General features: G+C 60.3%; 13 protein-coding genes. 11 read left to right on the top strand and 2 right to left on the bottom strand.

Going from position 1 to position 13108, the window contains the following annotated elements; all coding sequences use genetic code 11:
- The first annotated feature begins 7 nt into the window (after window positions 1-7).
- The 8 genes from rseP to lpxB all read left to right on the top strand — a co-directional run bounded on the left by rseP (window position 8) and on the right by lpxB (window position 8093).
- The gene (rseP, locus tag ACORLH_RS08500) at window positions 8-1336 is read left to right on the top strand and encodes an RIP metalloprotease RseP (RefSeq protein ID WP_321832256.1); all 1329 of its coding nucleotides are present in this window, start codon (window positions 8-10) and stop codon (window positions 1334-1336) included.
- Window positions 1337-1450: 114 nt separating this feature from the next.
- Window positions 1451-1576 carry a hypothetical protein gene (locus ACORLH_RS08505; RefSeq protein ID WP_278044384.1) on the top strand — a complete coding sequence of 42 codons (126 nt, stop codon included), beginning with the start codon at window positions 1451-1453 and terminating at the stop codon, window positions 1574-1576.
- Between the two features lie 225 nt (window positions 1577-1801).
- Window positions 1802-4069, top strand: a complete 2268-nt coding sequence (gene bamA / locus ACORLH_RS08510; protein WP_321832257.1) for an outer membrane protein assembly factor BamA — start codon at window positions 1802-1804, stop codon at window positions 4067-4069.
- The gene (locus tag ACORLH_RS08515; protein ID WP_321832258.1) at window positions 4069-4755 is read left to right on the top strand and encodes an OmpH family outer membrane protein; all 687 of its coding nucleotides are present in this window, start codon (window positions 4069-4071) and stop codon (window positions 4753-4755) included. Before bamA ends, ACORLH_RS08515 begins: the two co-directional genes overlap by 1 nt.
- 87 nt (window positions 4756-4842) lie before the next feature.
- On the top strand, window positions 4843-5313 hold the full coding sequence (gene fabZ / locus ACORLH_RS08520; protein WP_058244063.1) for a 3-hydroxyacyl-ACP dehydratase FabZ: 471 nt from the start codon (window positions 4843-4845) through the stop codon (window positions 5311-5313).
- 6 nt (window positions 5314-5319) lie between these two features.
- Window positions 5320-6105: an acyl-ACP--UDP-N-acetylglucosamine O-acyltransferase gene (gene lpxA, locus ACORLH_RS08525; RefSeq protein ID WP_058244062.1), complete on the top strand. Its 786-nt coding sequence runs from the start codon at window positions 5320-5322 to the stop codon at window positions 6103-6105.
- A 3-nt stretch (window positions 6106-6108) separates the two neighbouring features.
- Window positions 6109-6927 (top strand): LpxI family protein, encoded by an 819-nt coding sequence (locus tag ACORLH_RS08530; protein ID WP_321832259.1) that lies wholly within the window; start codon window positions 6109-6111, stop codon window positions 6925-6927.
- Entirely contained in the window at window positions 6927-8093 is a 1167-nt protein-coding gene (gene lpxB, locus ACORLH_RS08535; protein WP_321832797.1) for a lipid-A-disaccharide synthase, read from the top strand. The genes ACORLH_RS08530 and lpxB overlap by 1 nt, the downstream gene beginning before the upstream one ends.
- A gap of 78 nt (window positions 8094-8171) precedes the next feature.
- On the opposite strand, the gene ACORLH_RS08540 is transcribed toward lpxB, so the two are convergent.
- Together ACORLH_RS08540 and ACORLH_RS08545 are read right to left on the bottom strand one after the other, a co-directional pair.
- Window positions 8172-8792 carry a thiamine phosphate synthase gene (locus ACORLH_RS08540; RefSeq protein ID WP_321832260.1) on the bottom strand — a complete coding sequence of 207 codons (621 nt, stop codon included), beginning with the start codon at window positions 8790-8792 and terminating at the stop codon, window positions 8172-8174.
- Between the two features lie 105 nt (window positions 8793-8897).
- Window positions 8898-9227: a TfoX/Sxy family protein gene (locus ACORLH_RS08545; RefSeq protein WP_321832262.1), complete on the bottom strand. Its 330-nt coding sequence runs from the start codon at window positions 9225-9227 to the stop codon at window positions 8898-8900.
- A 168-nt stretch (window positions 9228-9395) separates the two neighbouring features.
- On the opposite strand from ACORLH_RS08545, the gene ACORLH_RS08550 reads away from it, so the two are divergent.
- From ACORLH_RS08550 to ACORLH_RS08560, 3 genes are all read left to right on the top strand, one after another.
- Window positions 9396-10148: an RNA methyltransferase gene (locus tag ACORLH_RS08550; RefSeq protein WP_321832264.1), complete on the top strand. Its 753-nt coding sequence runs from the start codon at window positions 9396-9398 to the stop codon at window positions 10146-10148.
- A 92-nt stretch (window positions 10149-10240) separates the two neighbouring features.
- Window positions 10241-11395 carry a heme A synthase gene (gene ctaA / locus ACORLH_RS08555; RefSeq protein ID WP_321832265.1) on the top strand — a complete coding sequence of 385 codons (1155 nt, stop codon included), beginning with the start codon at window positions 10241-10243 and terminating at the stop codon, window positions 11393-11395.
- On the top strand, window positions 11392-12867 hold the full coding sequence (locus ACORLH_RS08560) for a carboxypeptidase M32 (protein WP_321832266.1): 1476 nt from the start codon (window positions 11392-11394) through the stop codon (window positions 12865-12867). The genes ctaA and ACORLH_RS08560 overlap by 4 nt, the downstream gene beginning before the upstream one ends.
- The last annotated feature ends 241 nt before the right edge of the window (window positions 12868-13108 follow it).

The raw sequence follows: 13108 nt of genomic DNA on the forward strand, positions 1-13108 counted from the left end.
TAAACCCTTGGACATTTTCTCCATGTTTTCCGCTCTGGGCGGGTCCGTGACAACCTTTCTGGCGTTTGTCGTTGCGCTGTCTGTGATCGTTTCGGTGCATGAATACGGCCATTACATCGTGGGCCGCTGGTCCGGCATCGATGCGGAGGTCTTCTCGCTCGGGTTTGGTCCGGTGGTGTTTTCCTGGGTGGATAAACGCGGCACCCGTTGGCAATTGGCGGCGTTGCCCTTTGGCGGCTACGTCAAGTTTGTGGGCGATGCCAATGCCGCTTCGGTTGGCTCTGATGCTGAGGTGGAGCCTGCGCGCAACACGATGGAGGGGGCACCGCTCTGGGCGCGTTCCGCCACGGTTTCCGCCGGCCCGATCTTCAACTTCGTGCTGTCGATCCTGATCTTTGCCGGCATTGCGATGTTCAACGGTTCCGCCAAAGAGCCGCTGACCGTGGGCGAGATCAACAATGTTCCCTATGAGGTGGATCTGCAGCCCGGTGATGAGGTGCTGGAAATCGGCGGCATCAAGGTGCCGACCCGTGACGACGATCTGACCTTTGATCAGCTGCTGCGGGAATTGCCTGTGCAGTCAAACGTCGATTACCTGCTGCGCCGCAACGGTGAAGAGATGATCGTGACCACGGCCCACCCGATGCCTGCGGTCGTTGTGCAGCTGGCACCGCAATCTGCGGCGTATGAAAGTGGCTTCCGCCCCGGTGATGTGATCACCCATGTGAACGGCAAACCGATCCTGGCCTTCCTGCAACTGCAGGAGGCTGTTTTGGCCGCCGAAGGGGCCCCGCTGCCGCTGACCGTATGGCGCGACGGTGAGGTGATGGATTTCACCCTTTCGGCCAAGCGGGTCGATGAACCGCAGCCGGATGGTGGTTTTGAAACCAACTGGCGCATCGGTATCGTCGGCGGCATGCTGTTCCGTCCTGGCACCGAAGCCCTTTCGTTCGGGCAGGCGATGAATGCCGGTGTGAACATGACCTGGAGCATCATCTCAGGCTCGTTCTCTGGCCTGTATCACATGGCGTCCGGCGCGATCAGCTCGTGCAACATGTCAGGCCCGCTGGGCATCGCGCAGGTCAGCGGCGCAATGGCGCGGCAGGGGCTTGAGAATTTTGTCTATTTCATCGGCATCCTGTCGACCGCGGTAGGCCTGCTGAACCTGTTCCCGATCCCGGTTCTGGATGGCGGCCATTTGACGTTTTATGCCTATGAGGCGGTCACCCGCCGCAAACCCAGCCCACGGGCGCTGAAATTCCTGATGACAGCCGGCCTGACCGTGATCCTGTCGTTGACGGTCTTTGCGCTGACCAACGATCTGTTCTGCCCCTAAAGGGCGGTTTCACGGAGCAATCACCGGAAAAGGGGCGGGTTTCCGCCCCTTTTCTGCCTTAATCGGCGGCTACTAAGATCAGACGGGGTTGATGTCTGACCAGAGGAGACTATCGTGCAAATCATTCAGCAAGGTTACAACGGGCTGAGCCTGCTTCTGCAGCTGAACTGGGACCGCATTTTGATGGTAGGCACCATCGTGCTGACCCTTGCGCTGACCATCGTATTCACCACCCCTTAACCCCTTAGCGAAGTCGTAAAACAGCAAAGCTTTGCCTGTGCTTAGCTTGTGCCGTTTGTGGTTTTGACAATGCGCCCCAATCTGGGTACTCAGGATGGCAATGGGATGTCTGACTGGGTTAATTGAATGACCAACTTTCTGGGGGGTCGGCACGCTTCGCCTGCCGAATCTAAATCAAAGCTTCGCGGTTTCGGCGTCGCTGTTTTCCTTTCTGCTACAACGGCTTTGACCGCGCTGCCTATTGCGGCATCGGCGCAGAGTTACAGCTTCAACACGGTTCGCATCGAAGGCAACCAGCGGGTTGAGGCCGGAACGATCCTGACCTACGCGGGAATCGGGCGTGGCCAAACTGTTTCTGCCGGACAGTTGAACGACGCCTATCAGCGCATCATTGCCAGTGGCCTGTTCGAAAGCGTGGAGATCGTGCCGCGCGGTGGCACGCTGGTGATTGAGGTCAAGGAATACCCGACCGTCAACCAGGTCAGCATCGAAGGCAACCGCCGCCTGAAAGATGAAGAACTTACCGCGCTGTTGGAAAGCCAGCCCCGTCAGGTGTTTAACCCCGCCATCGCTGAACGCGACGCCGCACTGATCGCGGATGCCTACAGCCAGCAGGGGCGTTTGGCGTCACGCGTAACCCCCAAGATCATCCGCCGCAGTGACAACCGCGTTGATGTGGTGTTTGAGATCTTCGAAGGGGACGTGACTGAGATTGAGCGCATCAGCTTTGTTGGCAACTCAGTCTATTCGGATCGCCGCCTGCGCCGGGTTCTTGGCACCAAACAGGCCGGTCTGCTGCGCCGTTTCGTGCGCCGCGACACTTTTGTGGAAGATCGCATTGAGTTCGACAAACAGGTGCTCAGCGATTTCTACATGTCGCGCGGCTACGTCGATTTCCGCATCATGGGCGTAAACGCCGAACTGGCGCGCGAACGTGACGGCTATTTCATCACCTTCAACCTGCACGAGGGTGATCAGTTCAAAGTGGGTCAGGTGACCACGGTCTCTGATCTGCCAGATGTGGATGCGGATGAGTTTCAGGCTGAGCTGAAGCTGAAGCCCGGTCAGGTCTACACCCCAACCGACGTTGAAAACGCGATTTCCCGTCTGGAAGGGCTGGCCAACCGCAAGGGGCTGGATTTCGTCCGGGTTGAGCCGCGCATCAACCGCAACGACCGCGATCTGTCGCTGGATGTTGAGTTTGAAATCGTCCGTGGCCCGCGCGTCTTTGTTGAGCGGATCGACATCGAAGGCAACACCACCACCCAGGACAAGGTGATCCGTCGCCAGTTTAAAGTGGTGGAAGGGGACCCGTTCAACCCACGTGAAATTCGCGAAACCGCGGAGCGGATCCGTGCACTGGGGTTCTTTGCGAACTCGGATGTACGTGCGCGCGAAGGCAGCCGCCCGGATCAGGTGATCGTGGATGTGTCGGTTGAAGAGCAGGCCACCGGCTCGCTCAGCTTTGGCGGTACCTATTCGACCAACAGCGGTCTGGGTCTGGTGATCGGCCTGCGGGAACGGAACTTCCTTGGTCGCGGCCAAAGCGTGAACCTGAACCTCTCGGGCACCGAAGGGTCCAAGGTTTACAGCCTGCAGTTTGCAGAACCTTCCTTCCTGGGGCGTGATCTGACCTTCTCGCTCGACATGGCTTATTCTGAAAGCCAGGGCAACTTTGCCAACTTCGACACCGAGACGCTGCGCTTCAAGCCAGGCTTCTCCTTCGCGATTGGTGAAAAGACCCGCTTTGGTGTCTTTGCCAAGGCGGAACAGATCAAGATGATCGATGATGGCAGCACGGTTGGCGGCATTGTGGCGGATGAAATCGCCCGCGATGACGATTGGAACGCTGGCGTCGGCTATACCCTGTCTTATGACAGCCGGATCAATGAGCTGGAGCGCGATCGCGGCTATCGCGTGTCGATGGAACAGGAATTTGCCGGTCTGAACAGTGACAACCAGTATATCAAAACCACTGCAACGGCGACCGCGCAGACCAAGGTGTTCAACGATGAGATCACCCTGCGCGCCACTGTTGAGGCTGGTGTTCTGGCCTTTAACAGCGGATCCAGCCGGTCGGTGGATCGCTTCCAGATCGGTGGCGGCTTGATCCGTGGTTTCCAGCCTGATGGCATTGGTCCGCGTGAGATTGTCACCGACGGTGGCGGCGCCATCACCTCTAACGACGCATTGGGTGGTGACAAGTTTGCAGTGGCCCGCTTTGAGGCGGAATTCCCGCTGGGTCTGCCCGAAGAATACGGGCTGAGCGCCGGTGTGTTCTACGACATCGGCTCGGTCTGGGGTGTTGGCAACACCTCCGCAGCCACTGGCACCGTCTACTACGATGAGTTTACCGCCCGTCAGGTGATTGGTGTGTCGCTGTTTTGGACCACACCGATTGGCCCGCTGCGCTTCAACTGGAGCAAAACGCTGCAGAAAGAAGAGTTTGACGAGGATCAGAGCTTCAACCTGACGGTATCGACCGAATTCTGATGTTCGGTCACGTCGCGCATAGCCTGCGCTGGGGCGTGGTGGCTTTGGGGCTGATGACAGCCCCGGTGACACCGGCCTTGGCGCAGGAATTTAAGGCGCCGCTGTCGCCGATCCTGACCATCGACAGTGAAAAACTGTTCACGCAATCTGCATTTGGGTTGCGTGTCCAGCGTGAGTTCGAAGCTGCAGGCCGTCTGCTGGAAGCGGAAAACCGCGAAATCGAAACCGCACTGCAGGAAGAAGAACAGCAGCTGACGGATCAACGCAGCAGCCTCAGCGCTGATGAATTTCGCACCCTGGCTGACGCCTTTGATGCAAAGGTGCAGCAGATCCGCCAGGAACAAAGCGCCAAACTGCGCGTTCTGACCACCCAGCGTGATCTGGCGCAGCGCCGTTTCCTTGAGGCGGCAAGCCCTGTGCTGCAGGGGTTGATGAGTGATGCGGGCGCCTCGGTCATCGTGGAAAACCGCACGATCTTCATGTCGGCGCTGGCGATTGACGTCACCGCGCTGGCCGTTGGCCGGATCAATGCGCAGATCGGTGACGGCAGCCCGGTCACAACCGATCAGCTGGCCGTACAGCCCGAAGCCAATAATGATGCCACGGGCGAAACAACTGGCGCTGAGCAGCCTGTTGTCGTTGTCCCAGAACCAAATGATCCCGCGCCAGTGACCCCGGCTGACTAGGCGCAGCCTGCCTTGGGTGCTTGCCCCGCGCGGGGGGAGTTGCTAGGGATCACCTCCAAGAAGACTTCTGCCAGAAAGGAAAACACTATGACCGAGCAGCTTCTGTCGGCGGATATCGATCTGATCCAACGGATTATCCCGCATCGCTATCCCTTCCTGCTGGTGGACAAAGTTGTCGATATTGATGGCTATCAGTCTGGCAAAGGCATCAAAAACGTCACCATGAATGAGCCGCACTTCCAGGGCCATTTCCCGGGCAAGCCGATCATGCCTGGCGTGACCATTATCGAAGCCATGGCACAGACCGCGGCCGTCATGGTTGGCACCGCGCTGGATATGGCCGACAAGAATATGCTGGTCTATTTCATGGCCATCGAGAAATCCAAATTCCGCCGCATGGTGGTGCCGGGCGATGTGCTGGAACTGAACGTGACCACCACGCGCGGCAAACCGGGCGGCAAGGTCTGGAAATTCTCAGGCGTGGCCACCGTTGACGGTGAATTGGCCTGCGAATGTGAATTTACCGCGATGATGGATCTCAGCGCAAACGAAGGGTAAGCGGGTATGACTGCTGACATTCACCCCTCTGCGATCATTGAAGACGGTGCTCAGATCGGCGATGGCTGCAAGGTTGGCCCGTTCTGCATCATCGGCAAGGACGTGGTGCTGCATGACCGTGTGGAGTTGAAAAGCCACGTGGTGGTCACCGGCCAGACCACCGTCGGCGAAGAAACTGTAATCTTTCCCTTTTCCGTGATTGGTGAGATCCCGCAGGACCTGAAGTTCAAGGGGGAAAACACCCGGCTGGAGATCGGCAAACGCAACCGGATCCGCGAACATGTCACGATGAACGCCGGCACCGAAGGTGGCGGCGGTCTGACCAAGGTTGGCGACGATGGCCTGTTCATGGCGGGCTGCCACGTGGCGCATGATGCGATCATTGGCGATCGGGTGATCGTGGTTAATCAGGTGGCCATCGCGGGCCACGTGCAAATCGAAGACGACGTCATTATCGGCGGGCTGTCCGGCATCCATCAGTGGGTGCGCATCGGCCAGGGCGCCATCATTGGTGCGCTGTCGATGGTGACGGCGGACGTGATCCCGCATGGTCTGGTTCAGGCCGCACGGGGCGAGTTGGACGGGCTGAACCTTGTGGGGTTGAAACGTCGCGGTGTACCGCGGGCTGACATCTCGGCCCTGCGGGCTGCGCTGAAGCAGATGGCAGACGGAAACGGCACCTTCCAGGAACGTGTCCGCACCATCGGCGAGGAGACGGACAGCGACTATGTGCGTCAGATCGTCGATTTCGTGACCGGGGCGTCGGATCGCTCCTTCCTGACCCCGCGGTGAACCATGACGGAACGTCTGGCGATCCTTGCTGGCAATGGCGCGCTGCCTGTGGAACTGGCGGCGGCGCATCCTCATGCGCTGTGTGTTGTGTTTGATGGGGTTGCCCACCGGCTGACGGGCGCGGTCCAAACCCATCGGTTCGAACGCCTGGGAGAGATGTTTGCCGCCCTGCGCGAACAGGGCGTAACCCGCATCGTCATGGCGGGCTCAATGAGCCGCCCACCGCTGGATCCCACTGCGCTTGATCCTTTGATGGTGTCCCTTGCACCGCGTCTGATGGCGGCGATGCAGGGGGGCGATGATGCCCTGTTGCGGCTGGTGATTGCCATCATTGAGGAACAGGGCTTCGCCGTTCTTGGCGCGCATGCGTTGTTGGCCAATCTGACGGCTGCGCCGGGGCTGCTGGCAGGACCGGAGCCGGCTGAAACAGACCGCTCGGATATGGCGCGGGGGGCTGCGATCTTAGCCGCGCTGTCACCGCATGATGTGGGGCAGGGCTGTGTTGTGGCGGGCGGTTTGGTGCTGGGGGTTGAGACCCTGCAAGGCACCGAGTTTATGCTGGATGCTGTGGCGCGCACCAACCCACATCTGCGCCGCGGCCAGAAGGGCGTGTTCATCAAGGCTGCCAAAACCGGTCAGGACTTGCGGGTGGATATGCCCGCAATTGGGCCAGACACGGTTGCCCAGGCACAGGCGGCGGGGCTTGCAGGCATTGCCATTCAGGCCGGCCGGGTGATGATCCTGGAACGTGAGCGGACCCTTGCGGCACTGGCTGCGGCCGGGATGTTCCTGATCGCCGAAGAGTTTGAGGCGCTGTCATGATGCGCATCTTCCTCATCGCGGGCGAGGCTTCGGGTGACCGCTTGGGCGCCGCGCTGATGGCGGGTTTGACCGACCTGTTGGAAGGGGAGGTCGAATTTTCCGGCGTGGGCGGCCCATTGATGCAAGCCGAAGGCCTCGACAGTCTGTTTCCGATGGATGAGCTTTCGGTCATGGGACTGGCAGAGGTCCTGCCCAAATACCGCCAGCTGAAACGCCGCATTGCGGAAACAGCCGAGGCGGCGCTGAGCACCAAACCGGATGTGATGATCACCATCGACAGCCCGGATTTCTGCCTGCGTGTGGCCAAGCTGGTCAAAGCGGCCTCCGACACCCGCACCGTGCATTATGTTGCGCCCTCGGTCTGGGCCTGGCGGGAAGGCCGGGCCGATAAAATGGCCAAGGTCATCGATCACGTGCTGGCGCTGCTGCCATTTGAGCCGCCGCTGATGGAAGCCGCGGGAATGGAATGCAGCTTCGTCGGCCATCCCGTGGTGTCCGAGCCACAGGCCAGCGAAGCCGAGGCCACGCTGTTTCGGGCCAAACATCGCTGGGGCAAGGGCAAGGTTCTACTTGTACTGCCCGGATCGCGCCGGGGCGAGGTCAGCCGCCTGACGCCAACCTTTGGCGCGGTGCTGGCAGATGTTGTGGCAGAACACCCCGATCTGAATGTGGTGATCCCGACCACCGGTAATGTCACCGATCTGGTCAAGGAACAGGTGGCGGATTGGCCGGTGGAGCCTTTGGTGATGGATCCCCGTGGCATGGATCCGGCGATCTACAAACTGGAAAAAGCAGCGGCATTTGCTGCCGCAGATGCGGCGCTGGCGGCTTCGGGCACGGTTTCGCTGGAACTTGCCGCGGCCGGCACCCCGATGGTGATCGCCTATGACATGAATTGGCTGAGCCGGATCATCATCACAAGAATGCTGAAAGTTGACACCGTAACGCTGGTCAATCTGGTGTCTGACACCCGTACGGTGCCCGAATTTATCGGAAAACGCTGCCTGCCTGAGCTGATCGCGCCAGCGGTAAGCGATGTGCTGAAAGGTGCCCGTGGCCAGCAGGAAGCGATGGAGCTGACCATGCAACGCCTTGGTCGTGGTGGTCAGGCCCCCGGCAAACGTGCCGCCCATGCGGTGCTGCGGGGCATGGGGATCGAGGTCTGAGCCCGAAATAGCGATCCTGAGATGCGGCACCTGAGGTCAGATGCTCGGCAGAGCAACCGCAGGCCTTAGCTGAACGCCTTAAATGAACTGGGCTTTCAGATCCGCCAGGGCTTTCACCGCGTCGTCTTCGTTCCAGATCTCCTCACCCACACCGAAGAAATCGGTGAAAGGGGAAATCTCTTTGACGATTTCAGCGGTCAGGGCGCCTTCGGCCACCACGGGCACTTCGATCATCTCGGACCACCACTGGAACAGATCCTTTTCAGCAACGGTGCCGTCGTCCAACCCGGTGTCGCGCAGCGGGCCAAAGGCCACATAGTCACTGCCGGCTTCGCCCGCGGTCATGCCATCATGGCTGGAGGCGCCGCAGAATGCGCCCACAATGGCATCCGCGCCCAGAGCTTTGCGGGTTTTGCGTACGGAACGGGCGCCATCGGTCAGATGCACACCATCAAGGCCCAGACGTTCGACCAGCAGGATGTGATTGTCGATCACCAGCGCCACATCGCGGGCATAGGTCACTTCGCGCAGCGCATCTGCAGCGCGGCTGATCTTATCCTCATCCCGGGTGGCAAGGGCCAGGCGGACACAGGCAACCTCATGCGCATCCAGCACCGCCGCCAGCCGTTCAGGAAACCGCGACAGTTCAAACTCAGGCGGGGTGATCAGATAGATCTGCGGCTGCTCAACATCTGCCATCTGCGCGGCTCCTTCAATTGCGGGTCTTTACGCGGGTTTAGCGCGTCGCGTCGCTATAGCGCGGATTTTGCGCTTTGGCTATTGGCGGCTGGGCTCAGGCGCTGATTATTTCGGCGGCAGCGCCCGCGCATTGGCAAGGGCCAGCGCCATCATCTGACCACGCCGTGTATCATCCCCCATCAGATCGCTGTCCACATCGATGAAGCCGCCCATGCGGCGACCGGTGAAATCCATCTCCTGCGCGCCCTCAATCGCCAGCGCCTCGGCTTCACGCGGTTTGCCGACACGAAACATGCCGCCGTCTTTGTGAACGCCGCAGACCATATTGCCGTTGAGCAGAATGCACAGCCCGCCGAACATCTTCTTTTCGGTGATGCCCGGTTCCTCATGTAGGTCATCACGCATCAGATGCGCCAGTCCTTCGTCATATGCCATTCGGATGCCTCCGGTTAGGTGGGGTGAGCGTAAACGTCGTCGGGCCTTGTGGCCAGTGGCGGGAATTTGAGTATTTGTAGAACATTGAAAGGCCAAGCCCTGCGCGAGGGGTTGGAAAGGTCGCGGGGGTAGATTATCAGGCCTCATCGCAATTTTTGGAGTGCAGAGATGCCCAGCGAAATGCCACAGCCGAGCTTTGTTCTGGTCCGCCCGCAGATGGGGGAAAACATCGGGGCGGCGGCCCGGGCGATGTGGAACTTTGGGTTGGACCGGATGCGGATCGTGGATCCGCGCGACGGCTGGCCGAACCAACGTGCTGTGGCGCTGGCCTCGGGCGCGGGGCGGCTGCTGGATGAGGCCGGTGTGCATGACACCGTGGCCGGGGCGCTGGATGACTGCACCTTTGTGTTCGCTACCACGGCACGTGGCCGCGGCATGACGAAACCGGTCTATAGCCCTGAGGCCGCGATGGAGCTGGCGCGGCAGAAGATCGCCGCCGGTGAAAAAGTGGCGGTGATGTTTGGCCCAGAACGGTCAGGGTTGGAAAACGAAGATGTGGCGCGGGCCAATGCGATCATCACCGTGCCGGTGAACCCTGAGTTCTTTAGCCTGAACCTGGCGCAATGTGTGCTGCTGACCGCTTATGAGTTCCGCCGTCAGAGCGTGGAGATCGAAGGCGAGCGGGTGGAAATGGCTGGGTCTGACTGGGCCAGCACCATTGAGGTTGAGAAACTGGCCGAACACTATGAGGAGCGGCTGGATCAGGCTGGTTTCTTCTTCCCGCCGGAAAAGGCCGAAGGGATGAAAGTGAATCTGCGTAACCTCTGGTCCCGCATGCGGTTGACCCGGTCGGACACGCAGATGCTACATGGGGTGATGCGCCAGATGGTGCGCTGGAAGGAGCGTGGCGGTCAGGACTGAGCAGCCCGCCGCCATAGACTAAGACATCTGGTCGCGGGGGATTGCCGCGGCCCAAGACCACACCATATCCTGCGCCGGAATCGGAGGGCAGAATGAGCCAGAAGCGTAATATTTTTGAAGAGGTTGGCGAGCAGAAGGCCAGCAACCCGACGCCTCAGGGCGGCATGATCGATCAGGGGCGGGGCGGCGCGCGGCGTGGCATTCGGGCCTGGCTGATGGTGCTGTTTGCCATGGTTGTTGTGATGGTGGTTGTGGGCGGGCTGACCCGTCTGACCGACAGCGGATTGTCGATCACCGAATGGCGTCCTGTGACCGGTGCCATCCCGCCGCTGTCTGAGGCAGACTGGCAGGCCGAGTTCGACAAATACAAACAGATCGACCAATGGGCGATCGATAACCAGTGGATGACGCTGGAAGATTTCAAATTCATCTACTGGTGGGAATGGGGCCACCGTCAGATCGGCCGGGTGATTGGCCTGGTCTGGGCGATTGGCTTCTTTGGCTTTCTGGCCGCGCGCAAGATCCCCGTCGGCTGGACCGGACGTTTGCTGTTTATCGGTGGCCTTGGCGGGCTGCAGGGCGCCGTGGGCTGGTGGATGGTTGCCTCGGGCGTGACCTCGGGCGAGGGGGTGACCACCGTGGCCTCTTACCGGCTGGCAACCCATCTGGGGCTGGCCTTTGTGATCCTTGGATTTATCGCCTGGTACATCATGCTCTTGGGTCGTGAGGAGCGCGAGTTGATGCAGGCCCGCCGTCAGAAAGAGGCGCGCCTGTTCGGCATCGCCACCGGCTGGCTGCACCTGACCTTCCTGCAGATCCTTCTGGGCGCTTTGGTCGCCGGGATTGACGCAGGCCGCAGTTTCACCGATTGGCCGCTGATGATGGGCCAGTTCTTCCCGCCCGAGGCGTTTTCGATCACGCCCCTTTGGAAAAACTTCTTTGAAAACCCGGGGCTTGTGCAGTTCATTCACCGTATCGTTGGCTATCTGCTGCTGGGCTACAGCATCATGGCGGTTCTGCGCGGTCGGGGCTCGGCGCATGGGGCGACACGTGCGGCCTTCCTTGCGGGTTTTATCGCGCTGATCGCGCAGGTCGTTCTGGGCATCTACACCGTTGTGACCGCCGCGCCCTGGAACGTCGCCATTGTGCATCAACTGCTGGCGATCCTTGTCTTTACCCTGATTTTGCGGGCCCGTTTCCTGGCGGCGCATCCGCGTGTCACCTCTATTCGTGGAGTTTCTAAATGAGTGCTTTTGAGGATCTGATGGGCTTTGCCCGCGATACGGCTGCATTGGGGCAGGTCGCTGGCCGCTTGGGCTGGGATCAGGAAACCATGATGCCCCGTGGGGCGGCCGATCAGCGCTCAGACGAAATGGCGGCAATGGAAAAAATGCTGCACGCCCGTCGCACCGATCCCAAGGTAGGTGAATGGCTGGCGGCCATTGAGCCAGGCACGCTTGATGAGGTGGGCCAGGCCCAGCTGCGTGAAATCCGCCGCTCGTTTGACCGCGCCAGCAAGGTGCCGGCCGACCTGGCGGTGGAGATTGCCAAGGTCACCAGCAAAGCCCAAGGTCAGTGGGCGCAGGCGCGCGCGGATGAAGATGTGCCCGCCTTCCTGCCGGTGCTGGAACAGGTGGTGGCGCTGAAACGTCAGGAAGGTCAGGCGCTGGCCGATGGTGGCGATGTCTATGACGCCATGATCGATGATTATGAGCCCAACATGACCGCTGCCGAGCTGGCGGCGATGTTTGGCGCCATGCGGCCACGTCTGGTTGCCCTGCGGGAGGCGGTGCTGGCGGCAGAGGCGCCACAGCGTCTGAAAGGTCATTTTGACCCGGCCAAACAGATGCAACTGACCGAGAAACTGGCGCTGGCCTTTGGTTATGATCTGCACCATGGCCGGATCGACAAGGCGGTGCACCCGTTCTCCTCGGGCTCTGGCCATGATGTGCGCATCACCACCCGCACCAGTGAGCTGGATCCGTTCAACTGCTTCTATTCGACCATCCATGAGGTCGGCCATGCCTGTTATGAGCAGAACGTCGATGACGCCTATCTGCTGACGCCAATTGGCAGTGGCGTGTCGATGGGTGTGCATGAAAGCCAGAGCCGGATTTACGAAAACCAGCTGGGCCGGTCGGCGCCGTTCTCGGGCTGGGTTTATGGCCAGATGCGAGAGGCCTTTGGCGATTTCGGCATCGACAGCGCCGAAGAGTTCTATCGCACCGTGAACCGCGTCAATGACGGCTATATCCGGACTGAGGCGGATGAGGTGCAGTATAACCTGCATGTCATGCTGCGGTTCGACCTGGAGCGCGCCCTGATGCAAGGCGATCTGGCGGTGAAGGATCTGGAGGCGGCCTGGAACGACCGTTTCCATGCAGATTTTGGCTATGCGGTCGACAAACCATCAAACGGCTGTCTGCAGGATGTGCATTGGTCGGTGGGCCTGTTTGGCTACTTCCCGACCTATTCGCTGGGCAATGTCTATGCGGGCTGCCTGAACAAGGCGCTGCGTCAGGCGGTGCCGGATCTGGATGCGCAGTTGGCAGGGGGCGATACCTCAGCTGCAACTGGGTGGCTGAAAGAGAACCTGCAGCGTCACGGCGGCCTTTATGCGCCGCGTGATGTGGTGCGCCGCGCCAGCGGTTTGGAGCCCTCGGCAGAGCCGCTGCTGGACTATCTGGAAGAAAAGTTCAAAGGCATCTACGGCCTGTAAACACGCAGATCTGCGATTAGCTTTGACGGCGTCCAATTGGGGCGCCGTTTTCTTTTCCGGGTCACGCAGTGAACCGGTTCGTGCCCGACCCCGCCCCCAAAGGCGGGCACGAATTTGCGCCGAGTCGGCAAGGCAGACCGTTTCGATGGTTGGAGCGTTTGCGTGTTCCTCAGGCCCGCCCTCGGGATCGGGCACGAACCTACGCTTTCATCCAACAAAAAAACCGCCCCGAAGGGCGGCT

Source organism: Thalassovita sp., assembly GCF_963691685.1.
Classification (GTDB): Bacteria; Pseudomonadota; Alphaproteobacteria; order Rhodobacterales; family Rhodobacteraceae; genus Thalassobius.

Bases quoted from the DNA above. Each gene is read 5' to 3' on its own strand.
- ACORLH_RS08515 (WP_321832258.1), top strand. From the start codon at position 4,069: ATGTTCGGTCACGTCGCGCATAGCCTGCGCTGGGGCGTGGTGGCTTTG.
- ACORLH_RS08530 (WP_321832259.1), top strand. From the start codon at position 6,109: ATGACGGAACGTCTGGCGATCCTTGCTGGCAATGGCGCGCTGCCTGTG.
- ACORLH_RS08560 (WP_321832266.1), top strand. From the start codon at position 11,392: ATGAGTGCTTTTGAGGATCTGATGGGCTTTGCCCGCGATACGGCTGCA.
- lpxA (WP_058244062.1), top strand. From the start codon at position 5,320: ATGACTGCTGACATTCACCCCTCTGCGATCATTGAAGACGGTGCTCAG.
- lpxB (WP_321832797.1), top strand. From the start codon at position 6,927: ATGCGCATCTTCCTCATCGCGGGCGAGGCTTCGGGTGACCGCTTGGGC.
- ACORLH_RS08550 (WP_321832264.1), top strand. From the start codon at position 9,396: ATGCCCAGCGAAATGCCACAGCCGAGCTTTGTTCTGGTCCGCCCGCAG.
- ACORLH_RS08545 (WP_321832262.1), bottom strand. From the start codon at position 9,227: ATGGCATATGACGAAGGACTGGCGCATCTGATGCGTGATGACCTACAT.
- ctaA (WP_321832265.1), top strand. From the start codon at position 10,241: ATGAGCCAGAAGCGTAATATTTTTGAAGAGGTTGGCGAGCAGAAGGCC.
- ACORLH_RS08540 (WP_321832260.1), bottom strand. From the start codon at position 8,792: ATGGCAGATGTTGAGCAGCCGCAGATCTATCTGATCACCCCGCCTGAG.
- fabZ (WP_058244063.1), top strand. From the start codon at position 4,843: ATGACCGAGCAGCTTCTGTCGGCGGATATCGATCTGATCCAACGGATT.